The sequence below is a fragment of the Mycobacterium sp. NGS27 genome, from assembly GCF_059813005.1.
Genome location: NZ_JCALDT010000005.1, coordinates 194,812 through 220,357, shown reverse-complemented (window position 1 = coordinate 220,357; position 25,546 = coordinate 194,812). Strand labels below are relative to the sequence as shown.

General features: G+C 69.0%; 26 protein-coding genes and 1 pseudogene. 12 read left to right on the top strand and 15 right to left on the bottom strand.

All coding sequences use genetic code 11. The features are described from left to right. Positions 1 to 58 precede the first annotated feature (58 nt). The 4 genes from AC5Y30_RS15445 to hemE are packed head-to-tail and all read right to left on the bottom strand — an operon-like array spanning position 59 to position 3,931. Complete coding sequence (locus AC5Y30_RS15445) at positions 59 to 811, bottom strand: class I SAM-dependent methyltransferase (protein WP_499919442.1); 753 nt, start codon at positions 809 to 811, stop codon at positions 59 to 61. After that, positions 808 to 1,503, bottom strand: a complete 696-nt coding sequence (gene hemQ, locus AC5Y30_RS15440; RefSeq protein ID WP_499919440.1) for a hydrogen peroxide-dependent heme synthase — start codon at positions 1,501 to 1,503, stop codon at positions 808 to 810. Before hemQ ends, AC5Y30_RS15445 begins: the two co-directional genes overlap by 4 nt. 5 nt (positions 1,504 to 1,508) lie before the next feature. Continuing rightward, complete coding sequence (locus AC5Y30_RS15435) at positions 1,509 to 2,885, bottom strand: protoporphyrinogen oxidase (protein WP_499919434.1); 1,377 nt, start codon at positions 2,883 to 2,885, stop codon at positions 1,509 to 1,511. After that, positions 2,882 to 3,931, bottom strand: coding sequence for a uroporphyrinogen decarboxylase (gene hemE, locus AC5Y30_RS15430; RefSeq protein WP_499919431.1), 1,050 nt, complete (start codon positions 3,929 to 3,931; stop codon positions 2,882 to 2,884). Before hemE ends, AC5Y30_RS15435 begins: the two co-directional genes overlap by 4 nt. A gap of 87 nt (positions 3,932 to 4,018) precedes the next feature. Between hemE and AC5Y30_RS15425 the strand changes: the two genes are divergently transcribed. From AC5Y30_RS15425 to AC5Y30_RS15415, 3 genes and pseudogenes are all read left to right on the top strand, one after another. Beyond that, the gene (locus tag AC5Y30_RS15425; protein ID WP_499919428.1) at positions 4,019 to 4,828 is read left to right on the top strand and encodes an enoyl-CoA hydratase/isomerase family protein; all 810 of its coding nucleotides are present in this window, start codon (positions 4,019 to 4,021) and stop codon (positions 4,826 to 4,828) included. An 88-nt stretch (positions 4,829 to 4,916) separates the two neighbouring features. Further along, positions 4,917 to 5,583 (top strand): annotated as a pseudogene (locus AC5Y30_RS15420) (DUF3000 domain-containing protein). A 1-nt stretch (position 5,584) separates the two neighbouring features. Next, positions 5,585 to 6,874, top strand: a complete 1,290-nt coding sequence (locus AC5Y30_RS15415; protein ID WP_499919426.1) for an HRDC domain-containing protein — start codon at positions 5,585 to 5,587, stop codon at positions 6,872 to 6,874. Here the strand turns inward: AC5Y30_RS15415 and dxs are convergent. From dxs to AC5Y30_RS15395, 4 genes are all read right to left on the bottom strand, one after another. Further along, entirely contained in the window at positions 6,871 to 8,796 is a 1,926-nt protein-coding gene (dxs, locus tag AC5Y30_RS15410) for a 1-deoxy-D-xylulose-5-phosphate synthase (RefSeq protein WP_499919425.1), read from the bottom strand. The genes AC5Y30_RS15415 and dxs overlap by 4 nt on opposite strands. A 51-nt stretch (positions 8,797 to 8,847) precedes the next feature. Next, positions 8,848 to 10,320 carry a cation:proton antiporter domain-containing protein gene (locus AC5Y30_RS15405; RefSeq protein ID WP_499919424.1) on the bottom strand — a complete coding sequence of 491 codons (1,473 nt, stop codon included), beginning with the start codon at positions 10,318 to 10,320 and terminating at the stop codon, positions 8,848 to 8,850. 138 nt (positions 10,321 to 10,458) lie between these two features. After that, complete coding sequence (locus tag AC5Y30_RS15400; protein WP_499919823.1) at positions 10,459 to 11,634, bottom strand: class I SAM-dependent RNA methyltransferase; 1,176 nt, start codon at positions 11,632 to 11,634, stop codon at positions 10,459 to 10,461. Positions 11,635 to 11,675: 41 nt separating this feature from the next. Further along, positions 11,676 to 13,670: an APC family permease gene (locus AC5Y30_RS15395; protein ID WP_499919423.1), complete on the bottom strand. Its 1,995-nt coding sequence runs from the start codon at positions 13,668 to 13,670 to the stop codon at positions 11,676 to 11,678. 126 nt (positions 13,671 to 13,796) lie between these two features. On the opposite strand from AC5Y30_RS15395, the gene AC5Y30_RS15390 reads away from it, so the two are divergent. Both AC5Y30_RS15390 and AC5Y30_RS15385 read left to right on the top strand, forming a co-directional pair. Beyond that, the gene (locus AC5Y30_RS15390) at positions 13,797 to 14,462 is read left to right on the top strand and encodes a potassium channel family protein (protein ID WP_156656060.1); all 666 of its coding nucleotides are present in this window, start codon (positions 13,797 to 13,799) and stop codon (positions 14,460 to 14,462) included. 34 nt (positions 14,463 to 14,496) lie between these two features. Continuing rightward, entirely contained in the window at positions 14,497 to 15,174 is a 678-nt protein-coding gene (locus tag AC5Y30_RS15385) for a potassium channel family protein (RefSeq protein WP_499919421.1), read from the top strand. On the opposite strand, the gene AC5Y30_RS15380 is transcribed toward AC5Y30_RS15385, so the two are convergent. Both AC5Y30_RS15380 and AC5Y30_RS15375 read right to left on the bottom strand, forming a co-directional pair. Beyond that, a complete protein-coding gene (locus AC5Y30_RS15380) occupies positions 15,175 to 15,831 on the bottom strand; it encodes a DUF3159 domain-containing protein (protein ID WP_499919822.1) in 657 nt (218 codons plus the stop codon). It abuts the gene before it with no gap. 53 nt (positions 15,832 to 15,884) lie between these two features. Beyond that, the gene (locus AC5Y30_RS15375; RefSeq protein ID WP_112710439.1) at positions 15,885 to 16,253 is read right to left on the bottom strand and encodes an OB-fold nucleic acid binding domain-containing protein; all 369 of its coding nucleotides are present in this window, start codon (positions 16,251 to 16,253) and stop codon (positions 15,885 to 15,887) included. Positions 16,254 to 16,391: 138 nt separating this feature from the next. On the opposite strand from AC5Y30_RS15375, the gene AC5Y30_RS15370 reads away from it, so the two are divergent. Next, complete coding sequence (locus AC5Y30_RS15370; RefSeq protein WP_499919420.1) at positions 16,392 to 17,090, top strand: alpha/beta hydrolase; 699 nt, start codon at positions 16,392 to 16,394, stop codon at positions 17,088 to 17,090. Positions 17,091 to 17,151: 61 nt separating this feature from the next. Here the strand turns inward: AC5Y30_RS15370 and AC5Y30_RS15365 are convergent, their stop codons facing one another. Both AC5Y30_RS15365 and dut read right to left on the bottom strand, forming a co-directional pair. Next, complete coding sequence (locus AC5Y30_RS15365) at positions 17,152 to 17,925, bottom strand: DUF3710 domain-containing protein (protein WP_499919419.1); 774 nt, start codon at positions 17,923 to 17,925, stop codon at positions 17,152 to 17,154. Then, a complete protein-coding gene (dut, locus tag AC5Y30_RS15360) occupies positions 17,925 to 18,389 on the bottom strand; it encodes a dUTP diphosphatase (RefSeq protein WP_499919417.1) in 465 nt (154 codons plus the stop codon). The genes AC5Y30_RS15365 and dut overlap by 1 nt, the downstream gene beginning before the upstream one ends. Positions 18,390 to 18,414: 25 nt before the next feature. Between dut and AC5Y30_RS15355 the strand changes: the two genes are divergently transcribed. After that, positions 18,415 to 18,900, top strand: a complete 486-nt coding sequence (locus AC5Y30_RS15355) for a DUF3093 domain-containing protein (RefSeq protein WP_499919416.1) — start codon at positions 18,415 to 18,417, stop codon at positions 18,898 to 18,900. A gap of 9 nt (positions 18,901 to 18,909) precedes the next feature. Here the strand turns inward: AC5Y30_RS15355 and AC5Y30_RS15350 are convergent, their stop codons facing one another. Next, positions 18,910 to 19,212: a DUF4193 domain-containing protein gene (locus AC5Y30_RS15350; RefSeq protein WP_008258544.1), complete on the bottom strand. Its 303-nt coding sequence runs from the start codon at positions 19,210 to 19,212 to the stop codon at positions 18,910 to 18,912. 181 nt (positions 19,213 to 19,393) lie between these two features. Here AC5Y30_RS15350 and cei point away from each other — a divergent pair, with 181 nt between their 5' ends. After that, positions 19,394 to 20,044: an envelope integrity protein Cei gene (gene cei / locus AC5Y30_RS15345; RefSeq protein WP_499919415.1), complete on the top strand. Its 651-nt coding sequence runs from the start codon at positions 19,394 to 19,396 to the stop codon at positions 20,042 to 20,044. 9 nt (positions 20,045 to 20,053) lie between these two features. Here the strand turns inward: cei and AC5Y30_RS15340 are convergent, their stop codons facing one another. Further along, on the bottom strand, positions 20,054 to 20,923 hold the full coding sequence (locus AC5Y30_RS15340) for an inositol monophosphatase family protein (protein WP_499919412.1): 870 nt from the start codon (positions 20,921 to 20,923) through the stop codon (positions 20,054 to 20,056). Positions 20,924 to 21,024: 101 nt separating this feature from the next. On the opposite strand from AC5Y30_RS15340, the gene ppgK reads away from it, so the two are divergent. The 4 genes from ppgK to AC5Y30_RS15320 all read left to right on the top strand — a co-directional run bounded on the left by ppgK (position 21,025) and on the right by AC5Y30_RS15320 (position 25,148). After that, a complete protein-coding gene (ppgK, locus tag AC5Y30_RS15335; RefSeq protein ID WP_499919409.1) occupies positions 21,025 to 21,834 on the top strand; it encodes a polyphosphate--glucose phosphotransferase in 810 nt (269 codons plus the stop codon). Positions 21,835 to 22,011: 177 nt separating this feature from the next. Beyond that, positions 22,012 to 23,538 carry an RNA polymerase sigma factor gene (locus tag AC5Y30_RS15330; protein ID WP_499919407.1) on the top strand — a complete coding sequence of 509 codons (1,527 nt, stop codon included), beginning with the start codon at positions 22,012 to 22,014 and terminating at the stop codon, positions 23,536 to 23,538. Between the two features lie 61 nt (positions 23,539 to 23,599). Further along, on the top strand, positions 23,600 to 24,583 hold the full coding sequence (locus AC5Y30_RS15325; RefSeq protein ID WP_499919404.1) for an alcohol dehydrogenase catalytic domain-containing protein: 984 nt from the start codon (positions 23,600 to 23,602) through the stop codon (positions 24,581 to 24,583). 136 nt (positions 24,584 to 24,719) lie between these two features. Further along, positions 24,720 to 25,148 (top strand): RidA family protein, encoded by a 429-nt coding sequence (locus tag AC5Y30_RS15320; protein WP_499919401.1) that lies wholly within the window; start codon positions 24,720 to 24,722, stop codon positions 25,146 to 25,148. Here the strand turns inward: AC5Y30_RS15320 and AC5Y30_RS15315 are convergent. Further along, positions 25,082 to 25,462, bottom strand: coding sequence for a DUF952 domain-containing protein (locus AC5Y30_RS15315; protein ID WP_499919398.1), 381 nt, complete (start codon positions 25,460 to 25,462; stop codon positions 25,082 to 25,084). The genes AC5Y30_RS15320 and AC5Y30_RS15315 overlap by 67 nt on opposite strands. Between the last annotated feature and the right edge of the window lie 84 nt (positions 25,463 to 25,546).

Below are 25,546 nucleotides of genomic sequence, written 5' to 3'. Positions count from 1 at the left end.
CGGCGTGTCGTCGCAGCGGTGTAAGTGTCGTGACAAGCAGTGGGGCGCCGGGCGCCCGTCAGTCCACCCGGGTGGCGTGCACTTCCCAGAACGGGGCGTGTGCCCGGTCGCCCTCGAGCCACGGCTCGATCACCCGGAAGCGCTCCAGCAATTTCTCCGCCTGATCGGCCAGGTCCGGGTTGCGCTGGGCCATCGCCTCGATGGACTCGACGCTGACGTTGACCCGGTAGGTGGTCGTGCCCAGGTAGGTGATCTCCCAGCCGCCGTCCGGAAGCACGTCGCGAAAGTCGTTCTCCGACAACGACCTCAGCATCTTGAAGCCGTTGACGTTGTGTTCGCCGAACTCGAACATGTACAGCCGGGCGCCCGGCTTGGTGGCGCGGTGCAGTGCCTGCACATAGGACCTGCGCAGCTCGGCCTCGGTGCTGAAGGTGTGGTAAAACGCGCAATCGACCACCGTATCGAACCGGCCGTCGAAACCGTCCAGCTTCGTCGCGTCGGCCAGCTCGAAATTGACCGACACACCGGCTTTTTCGGCGTTCTGCCGGGCCCGCTCGATGGCTCCCGCCGAGCCGTCGATGCCGGTCGCCGAATATCCCTTGGACGCGTAGTAGATGGCGTGGTGGCCCGGACCGGTGCCCGGGTCGAGCACCTCGCCCTTGATCGCGCCCAGCGCGACGAGCTGCTGAACCACCGGCTGCGGGCCGCCGATGTCCCACGGTGTGGCGGCCGGCAGGCCGTGCCGCGTCCGCTGGTCGCGGTACATCTCCTCGAAGCGGGTGGGATCGGTCGGATCGAAAGGCGTTGTCATGGCAGGGCATTCACCAGCTGCTCGACCGCAACCCGGGGGCCGGTGAAGAACGGCGTCTCCTCGCGGGTGTGCCGGCGGGCGTCGGTGGCACGCAGTTCGCGCATCAGGTCGACGATGCGGTGCAGTTCGGGAGCCTCGAAGGCCAGCAGCCATTCGTAGTCGCCGAGCGCGAACGCCGGGACAGTGTTGGCGCGGACGTCCTTGTACTCACGCGCGGCCATGCCGTGTTCGGCGAGCATGCGGCGGCGTTCCTCGTCGGGCAGCAGATACCACTCGTAGGACCGCACAAAGGGATACACGCAGATGTAGGCGCCGGGTTCCTCGCCGGCCAGGAACGCCGGGATGTGGCTCTTGTTGAACTCGGCCGGCCGATGCAACGCCACGCTGCTCCACACCGGCGAACTGGCCCGCCCCAGCGCGGTGGTGCGCCGGAAGTCGGCGTAGGTGGCCTGCAGCGCCTCGACGCGTTCGGCGTGGGTCCAGATCATGAAGTCGGCGTCGGCGCGCAGGCCCGCGACGTCGTAGAGGCCGCGCACCACGACGCCGCGCTCCTCCTGCTGCTTGAAGAACGTCGACGCCTCATCGATGACGTCCTCGCGCTGGTCACCGAGCTCACCCGGCTCAACGGAGAACACCGAGAACATCAGGTAGCGGATCGTGGAGTTGAGCGAGTCGTAGTCGAGCTTGGCCATGGAACCTATCGTGCCACCTGCGCGTCCAAGTCTCCGATGGCCCTGATCACACGCTCGACCGCTCGACCGGCCGCGCCGACGCAGGCCGGGACGCCGATGCCGTCGAGGTAACTGCCGGCCACCTCGAGCGTCGGCGGCAGGCCGGCGCGCACCTCGGCGACCAGGTCGCCGTGGCCGGGCCCATATTGCGGCATCGCGTCGATCCAGCGCTGGATGCGGACGTCGACGGGGTCGATGGTCAGCCCGAACACCGTGGTCAGGTCGCCCAACGCCCACGTCAGCAGCTCGTCGTCGGACGTGTCGGCCGCCACGCGGTCGCCGAACCGGCCGAACGACAGCCGCAGCAGCTGCGCATCGCCTCGGACGCCCCACTTGCGCGACGACAGCGTGATGGCCTTGGCCCGCAACCGCTCACCGGTGGCCACCAGCACGCCCGAACACTCCGGGAACGCGGTATCGCCCGGCACGGCCAGCGCCATCACCACCGACGAGGCGCTGGTGATGCGCCTGGCCGCGGCGGCGCTGCGCGGGGCGATCCCGGCCAGCAGGCGGGCACACTCCCCCGCCGGCGCGGCCAGGATCACCGCGCCGGCGGCCCAGCGAGCGCCGGTGTCGTCGACCACCAACCAGCCGGCGCCGGCGCGCTCGAGCCGCGACACCGCGGCACGCACCCAGCGCGGCCGGGCGCGCGCGACCAGCTCATCGATCAGCACTCGGTAGCCGCCCTCCAGGGACCCGAACACGGGCGCGCCGGAGGCCGGCGGCAGCGCCTGCCCGACGGCGTCGGTCAGGCTGGTGGCGCCGCGGTCCAGTGCGGCCGCCACCGTCGGGGCGGCCGCACGCAGGCCGATGGTGGCCGCCGAGCCCGCATACACCCCGCTCAGCAGGGGATCCACCGACCGGGACACCACCTGGTCGCCGAATCGCTCACCCACCAGGTCGGCGACGGCGGGGTCGCTGCCCGGTTCCCACACCATCGGACGGGCGGGTTCGGCCTCGATGCGGGCCACCGTGGCCGCGTCGACCAGTCCCGCCACCGACGTCGCCGACGACGGGATCCCGACCACGGTGCCGGCCGGCAGCGGGCGCAACCCTTGCCCGCTGTAGACCAGCGGCCGCGCGCCGGTCGAAACCCGCTGGCGCTCGGACAGATTCAGCTCGGCCAGCAGGGCCGGCAGCTCGGGGCGACGCAGCACAAAAGCCTCCGCGCCCAGATCTATCGGCACCCCGCCGACCAGCTCGGTGCGCAGGACCCCGCCGAGCCTGTCTCCCGGATCGACCAGCGTGATCGTCGCGCCGTCGCCGACGGCCATGCGGAGCCGATAGGCCGCCGTCAGGCCCGAAACTCCGCCCCCCACAACACAATACGAGAGGGGACTCATAGGGAGTGGACCAGCGACACCAGATCGGTCAGCACGCCGGGATCCGTTTCGGGCAACACGCCGTGGCCGAGGTTGAAGACATGACCGGCGGCGCCCGCGTCGATCGCGCGGCGGCCGTCGTCCACGACGGCGCGTGCCGCACGTTCCACCACCGGCCAGCCCGCCAACACCACCACCGGATCGAGGTTGCCCTGCAACGCCGTACCGGGTTGTACGCGAGCGGCCGCGTCGGCCAGCGACGTTCGCCAATCCACGCCCACCACGTTCGCACCGACCGACGACATGGCGCCCAGCAGTTCGGCCGTGCCGACCCCGAAGTGGGTCATCGGCACGCCGTAGTCGGCGAGCGCGGCGAACACCCGGGCGCTGTGCGGCTGAACGTAGGTGCGGTAATTCGCCAGGGACAGCGTCCCGGCCCACGAGTCGAACACCTGGATGGCGTCCACCCCGGCCTCCAGCTGCACCCGCAGGAAGCCCACGGTGATGGCGGTCAGCTTCTCCATCAGCGCATGCCAGGTGTCGGGCTCGGAAAGCATCATCGCCTTGGTGCGTGCGTGGTGGCGACTGGGGCCGCCCTCGATCAGATAGGACGCCAAGGTGAACGGCGCACCCGCGAAGCCGATCAGCGGCACGTCGCCGAGCGCGGACACCAGCAGCGACACCGCGTCGGAGATCGGCTGAACACGTTGCCGCTCAAGGGGTTTGATGGCAGCTACGTCGGCTGCGGTGCGCACCGGCGAGTCGATCACCGGCCCGACCCCGGCGACGATGTCCAGGTCGATGCCCGCACCGAGCAGCGGCACCACGATGTCGGAGAACAAGATCGCCGCATCGACGTCGTGGCGGCGCACCGGCTGCAGGGTGATCTCGCAGACCAACTCGGCGTCGAAGCAGGCCGACAGCATGTCGGTCTGGGCCCGCAGCGCCCGGTATTCGGGCAGCGAACGGCCGGCCTGGCGCATGAACCACACCGGCACCCGGTTGGGTTTGCGGCCGGTCACGGCCGCGAGATACGGCGACTCGGGAAGGTCGCGGCGAGTACTCATCAGCCTCAATGCTGCCATGGCCGAAGGACACCGGACGCCGCTGCGTACTATCAACGACCGCAACCGTTTGAACGTCAGGAGCATCGGATGCCAGTGAGTCAGCCCCCAGCGAGTTACGACGAGTTTCCCAGCCTGCGCTGCGAGCTCGGCGAGAACGGCGTGCTGACGCTGGTTCTCGACTCCCCAGGGCTGAATTCGGTGGGGCCGCAGATGCACCGCGACCTCGCCGACATCTGGCCGGTGATCGACCGCGATCCCGCCGTGCGCGCGGTCCTGGTGCGCGGTGAAGGCAAGGCCTTCTCCTCCGGCGGCAGCTTCGACCTGATCGACGAGACCATCAACGACTACGAGGGTCGGCTCCGCATCATGCGCGAGGCCCGCGACCTGGTGCACAACATGATCAACTGCGACACCCCCGTCGTGTCGGCGATCCGGGGGCCGGCGGTGGGCGCGGGTCTGGTGGTGGCCCTGCTCGCCGACATCTCGGTGGCGGGCCGCACCGCGAAGCTGATCGACGGGCACACCAAGCTCGGCGTGGCGGCCGGTGACCACGCCGCCATCTGCTGGCCGCTGCTGGTCGGCATGGCCAAGGCCAAGTACTACCTGCTGACCTGCGAGACGCTGCTGGGCGAGGAAGCCGAGCGGATCGGGCTGGTGTCGGTCTGCGTCGACGATGACGACGTGCTGACCACCGCCACCCGCATCGCCGAAAACCTGGCGCAGGGCGCGCAGCACGCGATCCGGTGGACCAAGCGCAGCCTCAACCACTGGTACCGCATGATGGGCCCCACCTTCGAGACCTCGGTGGGCCTGGAATTCCTCAGTTTCAGCGGCCCGGACGTGCAGGAAGGCCTGGCCGCCCACCGCGAGAAACGCCAGGCGCGTTTCACCCGCTGACCGCGCCTGAGCTGCACATATAGCTTTGGTGGAGACCTGGTAACGGCTTGGTCGCGGCGGGTTTGAAACCCGGCGCGCCTGTCGCGGCGTGTCGGGCAGTAGGTCTACCGTCGATCCCTGTGACCCGTGCCGTGACGACGCAGAACGGTCGGGATGAACAGGAGCGGCGCCAAGTGACCTCATCCGAACCGGCCCCATTCCGCGAAGCGGTAGCGGCGATGAACGCCGTCGTCGTGCGGCCGGAGATCGAGTTGGGTCCCATCCGGCCGCCGCAACGCTTGGCTCCCCACAGCTACGCCCTGGGCGCCGAGGTCAAACATCCCGATCGCGACATCATTCCGGAGCGGTCCGACGGCGATGCCTTCGGACGGCTGATCCTGCTGTACGACCCCGAAGGGGCCGACGCGTGGGACGGCACCATTCGCATGGTCGCCTACATCCAGGCCGACCTTGACCCCAGTGAGGCGGTCGACCCGCTGCTGCCCGAAGTAGCGTGGAGCTGGCTAGTCGAGGCACTGGAGTCACGTATGGAACAAGTCGTCGCCCTGGGCGGCACCGTCACCGCCACCACATCGGTGCGCTACGGAGACATCTCCGGGCCGCCACGCGCCCACCAGCTCGAGCTGCGCGCGTCCTGGACCGCGACGTCGCCCGCGGTCGGAGGGCATGTCGAGGCGTTCTGCGAGGTATTGGAACACGCGGCGGGCCTGCCACCCGCGGGAGTCACCGACCTGAGCTCGCGGTCACGCGCCTAGCATGGCCGAACCGTCGGCCGACGGGCCGGGCAGCAGCGCGCCCGGCGACGTGAGCGCCGACCCCGCCCCGCTGCCACATCCGGCCGAAGGCGTCCCGCCCGTCTCGGTGAGCGTCCGCGAGATCGAGGCCGCCGCGCAGCGACTGGACCGCGGGCACGGCCCCTTCGCGGTGGACGCCGAGCGGGCCTCGGGCTTTCGCTACTCCAACCGCGCCTACCTGATCCAGATCCGGCGGGCCGGTTCCGGCACGGTGCTGATCGATCCGGTGAGCCACGGCGCCGACCCGCTGCAGGCCCTGCGGCCGGTGGCCGAGGTGCTGGGCACCGACGAGTGGATCCTGCACTCCGCCGATCAGGACCTGCCGTGTCTGGCGGAGGTGGGCATGCGGCCGCCGGCGCTGTATGACACCGAACTGGCCGGCCGGCTGGCCGGGTTCGAACGGGTGAACCTGGCGACCATGGTCGAGCGGCTGCTGGGCGTCGGGCTGGCCAAGGGCCACGGCGCGGCCGACTGGTCCAAGCGTCCCCTGCCCGCCGAATGGCTCAACTACGCCGCCCTGGATGTGGAACTGCTCATCGAACTGCGCGCGGCGATGGCCGGCGTCCTGGCCGAGCAGGGCAAAACCGATTGGGCCGCACAGGAATTCGACTACCTGCGCGACGCGGGTCTGAAGGATCCGGGTGCCGCGGTGCGACCGGACCGGTGGCGGCGAACGTCGGGCATCCATCGGGTGCGCGATCAGCGTGGTCTGGCCGCCGTCCGAGAATTGTGGTTGACCCGCGACCGGATCGCGCAGCGCCGCGACATCGCGCCGCGCCGCATCCTGCCCGACTCGGCCATCATCGATGCCGCCCTGGCCAACCCGACGACCGTCGAGGAGCTCGTCGCCTTGCCCGTGTTCGGTGGGCGCAACCAGCGGCGCAGCGCCGCGACGTGGTTGGCGGCGCTGGACGAGGCCCGGCGAACCAAGAACCCCCCGGCCGAAAGCGAACCGCCCAATGGGCCGCCGCCGCCGGCGCGGTGGAGCAGGCGCAAGCCGGAGGCCGCGGCCCGGTTGGAGGCCGCCCGCAAGGCGCTGTCGGAGGTCTCCGAGCGGGTCCACGTCCCCACCGAGAACCTGGTGTCGCCGGACCTGGTGCGACGGCTGTGCTGGGACTGGACGCCCGCGCCCGACCCGTTCGACGCCGTCGAGACGTTCCTGCGCGCCGGCCAGGCCCGGCCCTGGCAACGGGAATTGGTGGACCCGGTGCTGGCCCGGGCACTGCAGGCGCCGGAAGGCACCGACAACTAGTCGAGGTGCTCGCGGATCTCGGCCTCGGTGACGCCGCTGCCCAGCGCCGCTACCCAGCCGGTGATGCGACGGGCCACGTCCTGATCGGTGAGCGCCAGCTCCGAGAGCAACTCCCCGCGGGAGGCGTGCTCGTAGAACCGCTGCGGCAGTCCGACGTCGCGGCACGGAACGTCGATCTCGGCGCGGCGCAGGGCGGCCGACACCGCCGAACCCACCCCGCCGTTGACTCCGTTGTCCTCGCAGGTGACGACGAGCTTGTGTTGGGCCGCCAGCTCCAGCACGCTGTCCGAGACCGGCAGCACCCAACGCGGGTCGATGACCGTGACGCCGATCCCCTGGTCCTGCAGTCGCCCGGCCACCGCCAGCGCCATCGGCGCGAAGGCGCCGACACCGATCAGCAGCACGTCGTGGTTGCACCCGCCGGCCGGGACCGCGAGCACGTCGACACCCGAAATGCCCGATCCGCGGCGCTCGACCGCCGGGATGTCCTCGCCCACATCGCCTTTGGGGAAGCGCAGCGCGGTGGGGCCGTCGTCGACCTCGAGTGCCTCGCCGAGTTCCTCGCGCAGCCGGGTGGCGTCCCGGGGTGCGGCCACCCGCATACCGGGCACGATGCCCAGCATCGACATGTCCCACATGCCGTTGTGGCTGGCGCCGTCCGCACCGGTGATGCCGGCCCGGTCGAGCACCATGGTGACCGGCAGCTTGTGCAGCGCCACGTCCATCATGATCTGGTCGAAGGCCCGGTTGAGGAACGTCGAATAGATGGCCACCACCGGGTGCATGCCCCCCATGGCCAGGCCGGCGGCCGACGTCATCGCGTGTTGTTCGGCGATGCCGACGTCGAACAAGCGGTCCGGGAACTGCTGCCCGAACGGGGTCAGCCCGGTCGGGCCGGGCATGGCGGCGGTGATGGCCACGATGTCGCGGCGCCTCCTGGCGTAGCCGATGAGGGCGTCGGAGAACGCCGCCGTCCAGCCGGGCCCGGCGACCTTGGTCGCCCGCCCGGTGACCGGGTCGATGACGCCGCAGGAATGCATCTGTTCGGCTTCGTCGTCCTCGGCCGGGGCGAAGCCCATCCCCTTGCGGGTCACCACGTGCACGATCACCGGGCGGCCGAAGCCGCGGGCGTGCCGCAGCGCGGCCTCGACCGCGCGTTCGTCGTGCCCGTCGACCGGGCCCACGTACTTCAGACCGAGATCGGTGAACATCAGCTGCGGTGACAACGAGTCCTTGATGCCGGCCTTGACGCTGTGCATGACGCGGTAGGCGATCTTGCCGACCAGCGGCAGCGCGCGCAGGGCGTCGCGGCCCTTCTCCATGGCCTGCTCGTAGGCCGGCTGCAGCCGCAGCGAGGCGAGATGGTCGGCGACGCCGCCGATCGTCGGGGCATAGCTGCGGCCGTTGTCGTTGACCACGATGATGACCGGGCGACCGGAGGCGGCGATGTTGTTCAGCGCCTCCCAGCACATGCCGCCGGTGAGCGCGCCGTCGCCGACCACCGCGACCACATGGCGATTGCGGTGCCCGCTCAGTTCGAACGCCTTGGCCAGGCCGTCGGCGTAGGACAACGACGCGCTGGCGTGGCTGGACTCGACCCAGTCGTGCTCGCTTTCGGCGCGCGACGGATATCCCGACAGCCCGCCCTTCTTGCGCAGGCTCTCGAACTCGAGCGAGCGGCCCGTCAGCATCTTGTGGACATAGGCCTGGTGGCCGGTGTCGAAGATGATCGGATCGTGGGGCGAATCGAACACCCGGTGCAGGGCGAGCGTCAGCTCGACCACGCCCAGATTGGGGCCCAGATGCCCCCCTGTCGCAGCAACCTTGTGAATCAGGAACTCGCGAATCTCGGCGGCCAGTTCGCGAAGTTCGTGTTGGGAAAGGTGCTGCAGATCAGCGGGCCCGCGGATCTGTTCCAGCATCCAGTCAGTCTACGCAGCGCCCGCGACAACAACAGGCGACGTGGCGGGCGCTCACCACTTCTGCGCGGGTCCGAACAGTTCGGCCAGGGCGTCATGAAGTTCGGGATCGGCCAGGATGACGACCTCGTCCCCGGCCTCGAGTTCGGTGTCGCCCCGCACCGGCACGAGGCCGGTGGTGCGCACCACGATGCTCACCCAGATGTCACCGACCTGGTCACCGAGACCCTCGACGGTGGAACGCTCGGCGACAGAACCGGTCGCGACGCTGAAGCGATGGACACCCCGCGGTTCGTCGGCGAGTCGCACACCTATCTGCCAGGGCCGGGTCTCCACGGTGCGCATGGGCAGGTGCAACAGTCTGGCGACGCCAGGCACGGAGCTGCCCTGCACCAGCACCGAGAAGACGACGACGATGATCACGATGCCGTACAGGCGTTCGGCGTCGGCGAGGTGAGCGGCCCGCAGGAACTCGCCCAGCAGGATGGGCACCGCCCCCTTGAGCCCGGCGAAAAGAACGAAGCTGCGCTCGTTTCGGCGCAATCGGACTCCAACCAGGCAGGCGCCCACCGCCAACGGCCGAATCAGCACGGTCAGGGCCACAGCGAGGACGAGCCCCGGCACCCATACCTCGGGATGGCCGAGGACATCGAGGTCGACGGTCAACCCCAGGACGGCGAACGCGACGATTTCCGCCAGACCGGCCAGGGCGGCGTGGAATCGCTGGATCTCCGGCTTGTAGGGGGCGCGGGCGTCGCCGATCACGATGCCGGCGACGAACACGGCCAGAAATCCGGAGCCGTGCGCGAGCGTGGCAATGCCGTACAACATCAGACACGATGCCAGCGTTCGCAGCGAGTAGAGACCTTCACTCGGCAACGCGACGCGGCGCATGAAGACGAGTAGGACACGACCGCCGAGCACCCCGACGGCCAGGCCGACCGCCATTTGCAGAACGAATTGCGTTCCCACGCCGGCGAATCCGGCAGCGCTGAGACCGCCGGCGGCGATCAGGCTGGACATCAGGGAGATGCCGACCGGATCGTTGGCGCCCGACTCGCCCTCCAGGATGGTGCCGCTGCGGCCCCTGATCTCGCGTTTGCCCAGCACAGAGAAGACCACGGCCGGATCGGTCGGAGCCACGGCTGTGGCCACGAGAACCGCGGGAAACCAGCCGATTCCACATACGTAGTGCAGCACCAGTGCCGCGCCCGCCGCGGTGAGGGCGGTGCCCACGACGCCGACCGACAGGATGGGGACGGCCGCTGCGCGGAAGCGCGAAGGCCCGATGTGCATGCCGCCGTCGAACAACACCAACACCAACGCGATGGTGATCACCCGTTCCACGATTCGCTCGGAGGGGGGCTGCACCGCGGGCACAGCGTGCACCGCGACGGCAGCTCCGACGAGCACGAGCAGCGCGACGGGGATCTTGACCCGCTCGGTCAGTCGATTCGCCAGCACCGCGGCCAAACCGACTGCGCTGGAGAACAAAACCAACAGCGCGTAACGAACGGTCTCGTTCACACGCGCACCTTTCGGTCGGTCGACAATGTTTAAGACACCGCCGACCAGACTTCCCGGCACACCGCGACGCAGTCTAGCCGGTGATCAGATCCGCCCGCGCCGTATTGCGGTGACGGCCCGAGCGGCCGTCGAACATCCCTAGCGCGTCAGCAGCGCGACGCATTCGGTGTGATGGGTCAGCGGGAACGCGTCGAACACTCTGATCTTCTCGACGGAGTAGCCGTGGCCGCGGTAGATTCCGATGTCGCGCGCGAAAGATGCTGCCTCACAACCGATGTGCACCACCCGAGGGACGTCCGCGGCGGCCAGCAGATCGATGACCTCGCGCCCGGCGCCCGCCCGTGGCGGATCCAGCACCGCCACGTGGGCGCGCCCCCGCTGCGCCAGCAGCGCGCGGCGCACCGAGTCGGTGACGATGTGCACCTGGGTCAGACCGGCCAGGGTGACGCGGGCGGCCCGTGTCGACGCGCGCGAGGTGTCGACGCTGAGCACGCGTCCGGAGTGCCCGACGGCGTCGCCGAGCACCGCGGCGAAAACGCCTGCGCCGCCGTACAGATCCCACGCGCGCATCCCGCTGCTCAGCTGCGCCCAGTCGGCGACCAGCCGGCTGTAGACGTCCGCCGCGGCGCGGTGCGCCTGCCAAAAGGCGGTCACCGGCACCTGCCAGCTTCGCCCGGCCACGCGTTGCACCGCCTCGTAGCGACCCTCGACCACTTTGGTCGCGGTCTGCCTGCCCTGCCTGATGGTGCGCACCACGTGGCGCACGCCGTCGTCGTCGACGGCAACGTGCAGCTGGGCTCCCGGCGGCCACCTGGTGTCGGCGATCCCGTCGAGCATGCCCGCGGGCAGCTGGGCGCAACGCAAGTCGGTCACCAATTCCTCGCTGTGGTACCGGTGGAAACCCGCGCGACGGTCGGGGCCCACGCCGAGCCGGACGCGGGTGCGCCACCCGGTCGGCGCGGAATCCAGCGGCTCGGCCTCCCCATTCCACACATGCCCGCCGAGGCGCTCGAGCTGATTGGCCACGACTTCGCCCTTGAGTCGGCGGGCCACCTCGGGAGCGGCGAACGCCAGGTCGCAACAGCCGGCGCCGCCAACGCCGGCGATGGGGCACAGCGAGGTGACGCGGCCGGCCGCCGGGTCGACGACCTCGACAACCTCTGCGTGCCAATAAGATCCGCGATCCGCGGTGACCCGGACGCGAACCCGCTCACCGGGCAAGGCATAGCGGACGAACACCACCCGGCCCTCATGGTGCGCGACGCAACTGCCGCCGTTGGCCGGGGCATCGGTGGTCAGGGTCAGCTCCCCGATCGGGGGCGGCCCCGCGCGCGGCGCGCGAGTCGATTCGCGGGTCAATCGAAGATTCCCCGACGAGCGTCACCCGGCGCCACGTGCGGCTGCAAGGTTTTCCGCCGCTCGGACGAACTCAACTGCCACGGAACCGAAGTCACCATGACGCCCGGCATGAACAGCAGGCGGCCCTTGAGTCGAAGGGCGCTCTGGTTGTGCAGAACCTGCTCCCACCAATGGCCCACCACGTACTCGGGAATGAATACCGTCACCACCGTGCGCGGCGACTCTTCCCTGGCCCGCTTGACGTACTCCAGGACGGGACGGGTGACTTCGCGATACGGCGAGGCGATGACCTTGAGCGGGACGCTGATATCGCTTTCCTCCCACTTGTAGACAAGATCGCGGGTTTCCGCGTCGTCGACGCTGACCGTCACTGCCTCCAGCACATCGGGCCGGGTGGCCCTCGCGTAGGCCAGCGCCCGCAACGTCGGCAGATGCAGCTTTGACACCAGCACCACGGCGTGGTTACGACTGGGCAGCACCACGTCCTCCTGGGCGGCGGCCTGCTCCGCCAATTCGCGGTTCACCGTGTTGTAGTGCCGGTGAATCATTTTCATGATCCCGAACAGCAAGCTCATCGCGAACAGGGCGATCCACGCCCCGGCCGCGAACTTGGTCACCAGAACCACCAGCAGCACCGTGCCGGTGGACAGCAAGCCGACCGTGTTGACCACCCGCGAGCGCATCATCTTGCGCCGCGCCCGCGGATCGGTTTCGGTGCGCAGCAGCCGGGTCCAGTGCCGTACCATGCCGATCTGGCTCAGCGTGAACGAAATGAACACGCCGACGATGTACAGCTGGATCAACGCGGTGACCTCACCGCGGAACGCGATGATCGCCAGCAGCGCCGCACCGGACAGGAACAGGATTCCGTTGGAGAACGCCAATCGGTCTCCGCGGGTGTGCAATTGGCGTGGCAGGTAGCTGTGCTGCGCCAGGATCGAGCCAAGCACGGGAAAGCCGTTGAACGCCGTGTTGGCCGCCAACACCAGGATGAGGGCGGTCACCGTCGCGATCAGCAGGAAGCCGATGTGGAAGCTACCGAACACCGCTTGCGCCAGCTGAGTGACCAGGGTCTTCTGATAATAGTCCGCAGGCGCGCCGGTGAGCTGTCTCGCGGGATCCTCGACGAGCTTGACCCCGATCTTCTCGGCCAGCACGATGATGCCCATCAGCAGGGTCACCGCGATGCCCCCAAGCATCAGCAGCGTCGTCGCGGCGTTGCGCGACTTGGGTTTCTGAAACGCCGGCACCCCGTTGCTGATCGCCTCGACACCGGTCAGCGCCGCGCAGCCCGACGAGAACGACCGCGCCACCAGGAACGCCAACGCGAAGCCGACGACCTGGCCGTGCTCGGCATGCATTTCGAAACCGGCCGACTCGGCGCGTAGCGGATTGCCCAGCACGAAGATCCGGAACAGGCCCCAGCCGATCATGACGAGGACTCCGACGATGAACGCGTACGTCGGGATGGCGAACGCGAGCCCGGACTCGCGCACGCCACGCAGGTTCAGCGCCATCACCAACAGGATGGAGACCACGCAGAAGAACACCTTGTGCTGAGCCACGATCGGGATGGCCGACCCGATGTTCGCCATCGCGGACGCCGTCGAGACCGCAACGGTCAGAACGTAATCCACCATCAGCGCGCTGGCGACCACGAGGCCGGCGGTGTCGCCGAGGTTGGTGGTGACCACCTCGTAGTCGCCGCCGCCGGACGGGTAGGCATGGACGTTCTGCCGGTAGCTGGCCACCACCACCAGCATCACCGCGGCCACCGCGAGCCCGATCCACGGCGTCAGCGCGTACGCCGTCACTCCGGCCACCGACAGCATCAGGAAGACCTCCTCGGGCGCATACGCGACCGAGGACAGCGCGTCGGAGGCGAACACCGGCAAGGCGATCCGCTTGGGCAGCAGCGTGTGACTCAGCCGGTCGCTGCGAAACGGCCGACCGATAAGCAACCGACGGGTGGCGGTTGAAAATTTGGACACGAGAGCCAAGGGTAAGCCCCGGCGGGTTTGGCGGTAGCGTTCGTAGGAGAATGTTTGCCGACCGAAACGGCTGGCCGACGTGGGTTGCCGATGAGGGGCGCAGGACGCGGTCGAGAGGACTTCAAGTTGCGAGTAGTGGTGATGGGCTGCGGGCGGGTCGGCTCCTCGGTCGCCGACGGGCTCTCGCGGATCGGTCACGACGTCGCCGTCATCGACCGTGACAGCACCGCCTTCAACCGGCTCAGCCCCGAATACGCCGGCGAGCGGGTGCTGGGACAGGGATTCGACCGCGATGTCCTGCTGAGGGCACGTATCGAGGAAGCGGACGCGTTCGCCGCGGTGTCGTCCGGCGACAACTCCAACATCATCTCGGCGCGGCTGGCCCGCGAGACGTTCGGCGTCAAGCGGGTCGTCGCGCGCATCTACGACGCCAAGCGCGCCGAGGTCTACGAGCGGCTGGGAATTCCCACCATCGCGACCGTGCCCTGGACCACCGACCGCCTGCTCAACGCGTTGCTGCGTGAGTCCGAGACGGCCAAGTGGCGCGACCCCACCGGCACGGTCGCCGTGTCCGAGGTCGTCCTGCACGAGGACTGGATCGGGCATCGCGTCACCGATCTCGAGCAGGCCACCGGCGCCCGGGTCGCGTTCCTGATCCGCTTCGGGGCCGGGGTGTTGCCGGAGCCCAAATCGGTTATCCAATCCGGCGACCAGGTGTACGTCGCCGCGATCTCCGGTCGCGCCGCCGAGGCGGTCGCCATCGCCGCGCTACCACCCAGCGAAGACTTGTGATGGATTCCAACGAGCGGCTTGAGGAGCGGCGCACATGAAGGTAGCTGTCGCCGGCGCCGGCGCGGTCGGCCGCTCGGTCACCCGCGAACTCATCGGCAACGGCCACGATGTGACGCTGATCGAACGTAATCCCGATCACGTCGACGTCGACGCCATCCCGGCCGCGCACTGGCGCCTGGGTGACGCCTGCGAACTGAGCCTGCTCGAGTCGGTGCGCCTGCACGAGTTCGACGTGGTGGTCGCCGCGACCGGCGACGACAAGGCCAACGTGGTGCTGAGCCTGTTGGCTAAAACCGAGTTCGCGGTACCGCGGGTGGTGGCCCGGGTCAACGATCCCCGCAACGAATGGTTGTTCACCGACGCCTGGGGGGTCGACGTGGCCGTGTCGACGCCGCGCATGCTGGCCTCGCTGATCGAAGAGGCCGTCGCCGTCGGTGATCTGGTGCGGCTGATGGAATTCCGCAGGGGCCAGGCCAACCTCGTCGAGATCACGCTGCCCGACGACACGCCGTGGGGCGGCAAGCCCGTGCGCAAACTGCAGCTGCCGCGGGACACCTCGCTGGTGACCATCCTGCGCGGCCCCCGGGTGATCGTTCCCGAGGAGGACGAGCCGCTGGAGGGCGGTGACGAGCTGCTGTTCGTGGCCGTCGCCGAGGCCGAAGAAGACCTGCAGAAGCTGCTACTGGGCAGCCACAGCCCGGCCGGCGAGTAGTCAGTCGGTGACGGCGCCGGGTTCGATGTCGACCGCGGGAACACCGGCAGCGGCGATCGCCCGCTGCGCCGACTTGATCGCGGCATAGGTGGCCAACGCGGCCAGCACGGTCAGCGGCCAGCCCATCGCGATCCGCGCCACCGCCAGCCAGCCGGTCCGATCGGCGTCGTAGAGCAGACCCTGAACGACGAACCGGGCGGCGAACACCAGCACCCAGCCCACCGAGGCGATGTCGAACGCATAGACGGCCCGGGGCACGTCGCGCCAGCCGTCGCCCCGCCCGGTGGCCCAACTCCACGCGTAGCCGACCGCGGGCCGGCGGATCAGCACCGACGCCGCGACGACCACCGCCCACACCAACGACATCCAGATGCCCAGCAGGAAGTAGCCCTTGGACTCCCCCAGCACGTAGGCGATCAGCGCGCACAGCGCGACGCCGAAGAAACCGGACAAGGCCGGCTGTGCGGATTCGCGGCGAATGAGCCGCCACATCAGAATCAATGCGGCCACCCCCAGCGCGGCCACGATCGCGGGAACCAAACCGGAAACGCTCGAGACGATGACGAACACCACCACCGGCAGCGACGAATAGATGACGCCGCTGATCCCGCCTGCCTGAGCCAGCAGGCGTTCCGGGTCGATGCGGTTACTGGTCATGCTTTCCGACGCGGCCGGCTCCGGCGGGGTCGTCCCCAGATCTTCGGGGTCGGTCACCGCTGAATTTCGTAGTGCGGGTTGTAGATCGCCTTCGTTCCGTTCTCCAGCTTGCCGAGGCGACCACGCACTCGCAGCGTGCGGCCCGAGTCGATGCCCGGTATGCGACGCTGTCCCAGCCATACCAGCGTGACGGTGTCGCTGCCGTCGAACAGTTCGGCGCGTACCCCGCCGGAGCAGGCCCTGCCGTTGCACTCGACGCTACGCAGGGTGCCCACCATCGTGACCTCCTGGCCACGCTGACAGTCGATCGCGCGTTGCGCGCCGGTGCTTGCGACCTCGTCGGAGAGTTCCTCCGAGTCGAGTTGTTCCGGATCCTCCGTCAACCGACGGGTGAGCCGGCGCAGATACCCTTGGGCCCCCATGGCCACTCCTGACAAATGCTGATAAGCCTCGACGCTTCCATTTATGCCAACGGACACCGTAGACCTCTTGGTTCCCCAGCGCCAACTGACTCAAACGTCGTGTTGGAGGGCGGTTGAACGGCGGGGCACTATCTAAAGGTGGTGGTCGATCTGCGCGGTGTCACGACGGTGTTGTTGCCCGGCACCGGCTCCGACGACGACTACGTTCACCGGGCTTTTTTCCGCCCCTTGTCCCAGGTCGGCGCGCTGTTGGTAACCCCGGCGCCGCGGCCGGACCGGTTGATCGAGGGCTACCTGATGGCGCTGGACGACGCCGCTCGCACAGGGCCGATCGCTGTGGGTGGGGTCTCCATCGGCGCCGCGGTGGCGGCCGCCTGGGCGCTGGCGCATGCCGATCGGTCGGTCGCGGTGCTGGCCGCGCTGCCGGCCTGGGCCGGCGCGCCCGGGTCCGCGCCGGCGGCCCTTGCGGCGCGGTATTCGGCGTCGCGGTTGCGCGCCGACGGGCTGGCGGCGACCACGACCCAGATGCGGGCGTCCAGCCCCCCGTGGCTGGCCGACGAGCTGACCCGGTCGTGGGGCGCGCAGTGGCCGCATTTGCCCGACGCCATGGAAGAGGCGGCGGCGTACGTCGCGCCGAGCTGTGACGAGCTGGCCGCGCTGGCCGTGCCGCTGGGTGTGGCCGCCGCGGTCGACGATCCGATCCACCCGCTGCAGGCCGGACTCGACTGGGTCGCGGCGGCCCCGCGCGCCGCGCTGCGGACGGTGACGCTGGATCAGATCGGGGTCGATCCCGCCGCCCTGGGCGCGGCGTGTCTGGCCGCGCTGGCCGAGCTCTAGCCCGATGGTGGCGACCCGCAGCGCCCGGCCAAGCCGCGCTCGCGATCGCCACGTAGCCGGCTCAGCCCCCGGTGGTGGTGCGCAGCTGTTGCATAGCGGACCCGTCGACGCTGCGGCGTGCGGCCGGGTCGGTGGGCGGTGCCTGCTGCCCTTGCGCCTGTTGGGCGTCGACCTGCTGTGCAGCCTGTTGCGCAGCGGCCGCTTCGCGCAGCTGCTGGGCCATCGGCTCGGGCAGCTGCACGGCCAGCGGTGTCCGCACCGGCAGCGGCGTATCACCGCGCCGAACCACGGTGTCCGCCAAGGCCGCTCGCGCCTCCTGCTCCAGGGCTTCCATCGTCTCCTGGGAGCCGTTGATGACGCAGCGGATCATCCAGCGGTAGCCGTCGACGCCGATGAAGCGCACCACGCCGGCTGCGGTGCCCACGACTTCGCGTCCCCACGGCCCGTCCTTGATGCTGACTTGGGCCGAGTCGTTGCGCAGCGATTCGGCGAGCTCGCCGGCCACTTCACGCCACAGGCCAGCGGTCTTGGGCGCGGCGTAGGCGGCGATGGTGAAACGCCCGTTCGCCGTGACGACCCAGACCGCGCTCGGCACACCGGTTTCGGTCAGCTCGACCTGCAGCTGGCCGGCCTCCGGCATGGGGATCAGCACCGAGCCCAGGTCGAGCCGGGCCAGCTCGGCGACCGCGGGATCGTCGAAGTCCTCGATGTCGAACGGGCCCTCGAGCTCTTCGGGGGACGGTTCGTCGGCGTCGCCGGCAGCGACGTGGTCCGCCACCGGTGTGTCGGCGCCGGAGGCGTCCTCGTCTTTGGGTGTGCGTTTACCGAATGCCATCACAAACTCGCATGTCCGCCGGAGGAACCGTGACCACCGTCGCCACGGGATGTTTCGGCCAGCCCGGCCTCGTCGAACGACGAGACCTCGACCAGCTCCACTAATTCGACCCGCTGCACCAACAACTGGGCGATGCGGTCGCCGCGGTGCACCACGATCGGCTCGCTCGGGTCCAAGTTGATCAGCGCAACCTTGACCTCGCCGCGATAGCCCGCGTCGATGGTGCCGGGGCTGTTGACGATCGAAAGTCCAACTCGCGCAGCCAGTCCCGACCGTGGGTGCACCAAGCCGACCATGCCGAACGGGATGGCCACCGCGACCCCCGTGCGCACCAGGGCGCGCCGCCCGGGCTCCAGTTTGACGTCTTCGGCGCTGTAGAGATCGATGCCGGCGTCGCCCTCGTGGGCGCGGACGGGCAGCGGAAGCTCTCGGTCAAGACGGACGATGGCCAGACTGGTCGACACGGGGCCAAAGACTACCCTTGACTGCGTGTCCGAGACGCGCGTCGCGCCGCACAACGTGCGGTATCGCGAACGATTGTGGGTTCCCTGGTGGTGGTGGCCGCCGGCCTTCGCGCTGGCGGGCATCGTCGCTTTCGAGTTCAACATGGGCGTCACCCGCCAGTCGGTCTGGTGGCCGTACGCGGCGTTGTTCGCGGTGGCGGCCGCGGCACTGCTGTGGCTGGGCCGCATCGAGATCCGGGTGACCGAAGACCCGGCGGCGCCTGGCGAAGTGCAGCTGTGGGCCGGCCCGGCGCATCTGCCGGTCACCGTGATCTCCCGATCCGCCGAGATAGCGCCGTCGGCCAAGTCCGCCGCGTTGGGCCGCCAGCTCGACCCGGCGGCGTACGTCCTACACAGGGCATGGGTGGGGCCGATGATCCTGGCGGTACTCGACGATCCGGACGATCCGACGCCGTACTGGCTGGTGAGTTGCCGTCACCCGGAACGGGTGCTGTCGGCCCTGACACGGTGAGCGCAGCGATCAGGCCGCGCAGTCGGTACAGATCATCACGCCGTTCTTCTCGCTGGCCAGCCGACTGCGGTGTTGCACCAGGAAGCAACTCGAGCAGGTGAACTCGTCCGCCTGCTTGGGAACGACGCGCACCGACAGTTCTTCCCCGGAAAGGTCGGCACCCGGCAGTTCGAAGTTCTCAGCTGATTCAGATTCGTCGACATCGACGACGGCCGAAGCCGCCTCGTTCCGTCGCGCTTTGAGCTCCTCCAGCGAATCCTCCGAAACGTCGTCGGTCTCGGTGCGCCGTGGAGCGTCATAGTCGGTAGGCATTGCCCTGTCCCCTCACATGCCCTCGTTGTCCAAGCATCGCTTTGTACCAGCGTCGAACGCATCCACCAAATGATTCGTGCCCGTATCGCGACCCATTAAGGTGTGATTTACGTCACACAGCCATTTTTACCCTTGCGCTCGTCTCTGAACAGTGGGTTTAGCGTGCGGTTAGAGTGCAGCTGTGGTCACGCAAATCACCGAGGGTACAGCGTTTGACAAGCACGGTCGGCCCTTCCGGCGCCGCAACCCCCGGCCGGCCATCGTCGCGACCATAGTTCTCGCAGTGGCCACCGCCGTGATCTGGACGATCGCGCTGACGCGACCCGCCAAGGTGCACGAGGCCGCGGTGTGCAACCCGCCACCCCAGTCGGCCGGGTCGGCGCCGGCGCAGCTCGGTGAGCAGGTGTCGCGCAGCGCGATGATGGACGTCACTCCCGCCAAGCTCGCGGACACCAAGGTTCGCGTCCTCAACGCCAGCGGCCGCGGCGGCCAGGCCGGCGACGTCGCGGGCGCCATGAAGGACCTCGGCTTCGCGCAACCGACCGCCGCCAACGACCCCCTCTATGCGGGCACCAGACTCACCTGTCAGGGCCAAATCCGTTTCGGCACCGCCGGACAGGCCACCGCGGCCGCCGTGTGGCTGGTGGCGCCGTGCACCGAACTGTTCAACGACAACCGCGCCGACGACTCGGTCGACCTGTCCCTGGGCACCGACTTCTCCGCGTTGGCCCACAACGACGACATCGACGCGGTGCTCGCCACCCTGCGTCCCGGCGCCACCGAGCCCTCAGATCCCGCGCTGCTGGCCAAGATTCACGCCAACAGCTGCTGACGCGGGCGGTCAATCCAAGATCGGATCCAGGCCGTCGAAGCGCCGGAGCACGGACAGCAGTTCCTCGGCGATTCCGGGCGCGGCGGCCAGCGCCAGGCCGGCCCCGGCTACGCCGGGCGCGGGCAGCACCACCCGGGCCCCCGCCTCCGCCGCGATCAGCGCACCCGCCGCGCGATCCCACACCTGCAGACCGTGCTCGTAGAAAGCGTCGAGCCGGCCCGACGCGACCATGCACAGATCCAGTGCCGCCGAGCCGATCCGGCGAACATCGCGGACCACCGGCAGCATGCGCGCCAACAGCGCGGCCTGCGCCGCGCGGCGCTGCCGCGAATAGCCGAAACCGGTGCCCAGCAACGCCATTGACAAATCGTCGACGGCCGAGCACCGCAGCGCCTGCGTCCCCTCGCCGTCGGTGACGTGCGCACCCAGGCCCACCGCCGCCGAGTACACCCGGTGCCCGACGACGTCGGCGACCGCCCCGGCCACCGACTCGCCGTCGACCTGTGCGCCGACCGACACGGCGTAGGCGGGGATGCCGTAGACGAAATTCACTGTGCCATCGATGGGATCGAGGACCCAGGTGACCGAACCGGCCGGCGCGCCCGCCGGATCAGCAGGACCGCCGCCCTCCTCGCCGAGAATGGGGTCTCCGGGCCGCAATTCGGCCAGCCGCTCGCGCAACAGCCGTTCGGTTTCCGTGTCGACGACGGTCACCGGATCGGTCGGGGTGCTCTTCGACCGCACGGCGCCGCTGCCGTCACTGCCCGCATCGGCGCCGAAAACCTCTGCCCGCCGACGCCTCACGAACGCGGCGGCCTCCGCGGCCAACGTTTCGGCGACCGACCGCAGCCTCGCGAGCTCGTCATCGGAAGGGGTCACCGGTCTATCGGATCACAGTCGCCCCACTCGCGCAGACGCCACGGGCCGCGCCGTCGCGGCGTTAAGGTGAGCGGACAGCCCAGTGACGCCGAGGAGATTCGATGACCAGCACCGACTCGATCACGGATACGCCCGGCGCCGCCGCCGGCGACGGCAGGCCACAGCGTCGCGGATTCGGTATCGACGTCGGCGGCAGCGGCATCAAGGGCGGCGTCGTCGACATGGACACCGGGCAGTTGATCGGCGAGCGGGTCAAGCTGCTGACCCCGCAGCCCGCCACACCCTCGGCGGTGGCCAAGACGATCGCCGAGGTGGTCAACGCTTTCGGGTGGACCGGCCCCCTGGGCGTGACCTATCCCGGAGTCGTCACACACGGCATCGTGCAGACGGCGGCCAACGTGGACAAGGCATGGATCGGCAGCAACGCGCGCGACATCATCAGCGCGGAGCTGAACGGTCAGGACGTCGTCGTCCTCAACGACGCCGACGCGGCCGGGCTGGCCGAGGAGCATTACGGTGCGGGCAAAGGGCAGTCGGGCCTCGTGGTACTGCTCACCTTCGGCACCGGGATCGGCTCCGCGGTGATTCATAACGGGACGCTGATCCCCAACACCGAGTTCGGCCATCTCGAGGTCGGCGGCAAGGAGGCCGAACAGCGGGCGGCGTCTTCGGTGAAGGAGAAGAACGACTGGTCCTACAAAAAGTGGGCCAAGCAGGTCACCAAAGTGCTGGTGAGCATCGAGAACGCGGTGTGGCCGGATCTGTTCATCGCGGGCGGCGGAATCAGCCGCAAGGCCGACAAATGGGTGCCGCTGCTGACCAACCGCACCCCGGTGGTGGCCGCGGCCCTGCTCAACACCGCCGGGATCGTCGGCGCGGCGATGGCCGCCACCTCGGACGTCACCCACTGATTTCGCCCGGCAGAGCCGCAGTACCGCGCACTGTCGTTACAATGGTGCTCGGCGAACGCCCAACCGAATAGCGTGCGACTACTCACGCTGATACCAACGCCGACATCGACATAGCAGACACTTTCGGTTAACCATGCCCAATACCCACCGAAGGTGAGCCCAAACGAAGGGGTGTAAGTGGCAGCGACGAAAGCAAGCCCGGCGACGGACGGGCCGGTGAAACGCACCGCCACGAAGTCTCCGTCGTCCCCCGCCAAGCGACCGGCGGCCAAGGCTGCCAACGGCTCGGCGCCCGCCAAGCGGGCCGCCAAATCAGCGTCGCCGTCCACCAAATCCAAGGCCGAAGCGGCCGCCGACTCCAAGACCCGCGCCGCGGCCAAGGGCGACGCCAAGGCGCCGTCGGCGCGCGGAACCAAAGCCGCCAAGGCCGCGCCGGCGGATCCCGACGCCCTCGATTCCGACGGCGCCGTCGAGGATCTCGACAACGAACCCGATCTCGAGGGCGAGCCCGGTGAAGACCTCGACATCGACACCGACCTGAACCTCGACGACCTCGAGGACGACGTGGCGGCCGACGGCCAGGACGCCGACGAGAGCGAAACCGAAGCCGCCGAGGGCGAGGAAGAGGTCGTCGCGAAGCCGGCCACGGGTGGCGAGGCCGCGGCAGAGGACGACGAGGAGATCGCCGAACCCAGCGAAAAGGACAAGGCCTCCGGCGATTTCGTGTGGGACGAGGACGAGTCCGAGGCGTTGCGGCAGGCACGCAAGGACGCCGAGCTGACGGCGTCGGCCGACTCGGTTCGCGCCTACCTCAAGCAGATCGGTAAGGTCGCGCTGCTCAACGCCGAGGAAGAGGTCGAGCTCGCCAAGCGGATCGAGGCCGGGCTCTACGCGACCCAGCTGATGACCGAGATGACCGAGCGCGGCGACAAACTGCCCGCCGCGCAGCGTCGCGACATGGTGTGGATCTGCCGCGACGGCGACCGCGCGAAGAACCACCTGCTGGAAGCCAACCTGCGATTGGTGGTCTCGCTGGCCAAGCGCTACACGGGCCGAGGCATGGCGTTTTTGGACCTCATCCAGGAGGGCAACCTGGGTCTGATCCGCGCGGTCGAGAAGTTCGACTACACCAAGGGTTACAAGTTCTCCACCTACGCGACCTGGTGGATCCGTCAGGCCATCACCCGTGCCATGGCCGACCAGGCCCGCACCATCCGCATCCCGGTGCACATGGTCGAGGTGATCAACAAGCTAGGCCGCATCCAGCGCGAGCTGCTGCAGGACCTGGGCCGCGAGCCCACTCCCGAAGAGCTCGCCAAAGAAATGGACATCACGCCCGAAAAAGTGCTGGAGATTCAGCAATACGCCCGCGAACCGATCTCGCTTGACCAGACGATCGGCGACGAGGGCGACAGTCAGCTGGGCGATTTCATCGAGGACAGCGAGGCCGTGGTGGCCGTCGACGCGGTCTCGTTCACGCTGCTCCAAGACCAGCTGCAGTCGGTGCTGGAGACGCTGTCGGAGCGCGAGGCGGGCGTAGTACGGCTGCGCTTCGGTCTCACCGACGGCCAGCCCCGCACCCTGGACGAGATCGGGCAGGTTTACGGCGTGACCCGCGAGCGCATTCGCCAGATCGAGTCCAAGACGATGTCGAAACTGCGGCACCCCAGCCGCTCCCAGGTGTTGCGCGACTACCTGGACTGAGCGACACACCAGCGGCCCAACCCGCTCCCCGGCGCAACAAACGTCGGTACCGTACTGATCCATGCGTGGATGGATCCTCGAGGAATCACCGGGCGAGTACCGCTGGGGCGAGGTCCCGACTCCAGAGCCGGGACCGGGCGAGGTCCGCATCGAGGTCCGAGCATCCGCCCTCAACCACATTGATCTCTGGCTGACGCGGGGCATGCCCAAGCCGCGATCGTTTCCGCACGTGTCGGGCTCCGACGTCGCCGGTGTGATCGACAAGGTCGGTCCGGGTGTGGGCGATTGGCAGCCGGGCGATGAGGTCGTGATGGAAGCGGGCATCACCTCCCACCAGGCGATCCTCACCCGCGGCATCGACAGCATCGTCGACCCGGGGACGCACCTGCTCGGTGAGCATCAGTGGGGTGGTCATGCCGACTATGTCGTCGTCCCGGCGTGGCATCCGGTCCGCAAACCCAAGCACCTGTCGTGGGTCGAGTGCGCGGCGTATCCGGTATGTCACGTGACGGCGTGGCGAATGTTGCGCAAGGCCCGCGTGCAGGCCGGCACGAAGGTGCTCGTCGTCGGCGGCGGCGGGGGCGTGGCCGTCGCATCGCTGCTGATCGCCAACTACCTGGGCGCCGAGGTGTACGCGACGTCGCGGGACGAGGCCAAGCGCAAACGCGCCAAGGAGCTCGGCGCAGTCGAGGCGTTCGATTCCGCCGGGCCATATCCGGTCAAGGTCGAGGTCGTCGTCGACAGCGTCGGCGCCGCGACCTGGGAACCGGCGCTGCGGGCACTCGACAACGGCGGTCGCTTCGTGACCTGCGGCGCGACCGGCGGGGTCGAGGTGCCGCTGTTGCTGCCCCGGCTGTTCTTCAAGCAGCAGGAGCTGATCGGTGTGACGACGGGATCCCACCTCGAGTTCGTCCAGGTGACCGATCACATCGCCAGGGGTCTGCCGGTGGTCGTGGACGAGGTATTTCCCTTCGACGCCTATCCCGATGCGCTGACCAAGCTCGCCAAGTGCGAGCAAGTCGGCAAGCTCGTCCTGGAGCACTGAGGTCTCGGTCAAGCCTTACGACGAGAATCGTTGTCCCGCAGGCTGTTTCGGCACCCAGCGAGCGCTTTGGCCAAAGGGCCGCTGCCACCGGGAAATTCGGCTGCGCCGATGGCGCCGCCGCCGTACGGTGACTCCCATGTCGACCAATCGCAAAGTCGTTTCCGGGGAATCCGCCTTCGAGTCGGTGGTGGGTTATTCGCGCGCGGTGCGGGTCGGCCCGCATGTGGCGGTGGCCGGAACGACCGGTGTCGGGCCCGCCGGGGACATCGCCGCCCAGGCACGAGATGCGTTGCGCCGCATTGAGATCGCTTTGCACCAAGCGGGCGCCGCACTCGCCGACGTGGTGCGCACCCGCATCTATGTCACCGACATCTCGCGCTGGCGCGAGGTGGGGGCCGTGCACGAGCAGGTCTTCGGTGCGATACGGCCCGCGGCCACCATGGTCGAAGTCTCGGCGCTGATCGCGCCCGACCTGTTGGTGGAGATCGAAGCCGACGCCTACGTCGACCGCCCGGCGGAGCCGCCGTCGATCGGCGCGAAGGTGCCGTCGTCGGCCGGCGGGTAGGCGGTGACCCGGACCACGGCGGCCACCGGCAACGGGCCGTACAGGTGCGGGAACAACATGGAGTCCGGGTCGGTTGGTACTCCTTGTTCCCACCGCACGGGCGCGTCGAGCCGGGCGGGGTCGATGTGCAACAGAACCAGGTCGCCGCGACCGCGATAGAGACGGTTGGCCGGCAGGTGCACCTGCTCGGGCGTCGACAGATGGATGAACTCGCCGCCACCGGCGGTGTCCGGGTTCAGCCGTCCCACCTGCCGGGCCCGCGCCCACTGCTCGTCTCCGCACAGGTGCACCAGGACGTCACCAGCGATCGTCACAACCCGACACCCTAGACACCGCCCAAACCAAACCTGACCAGGCCGTGAGAAACGACACACCCGATAACGATCGGGGAACAAGGC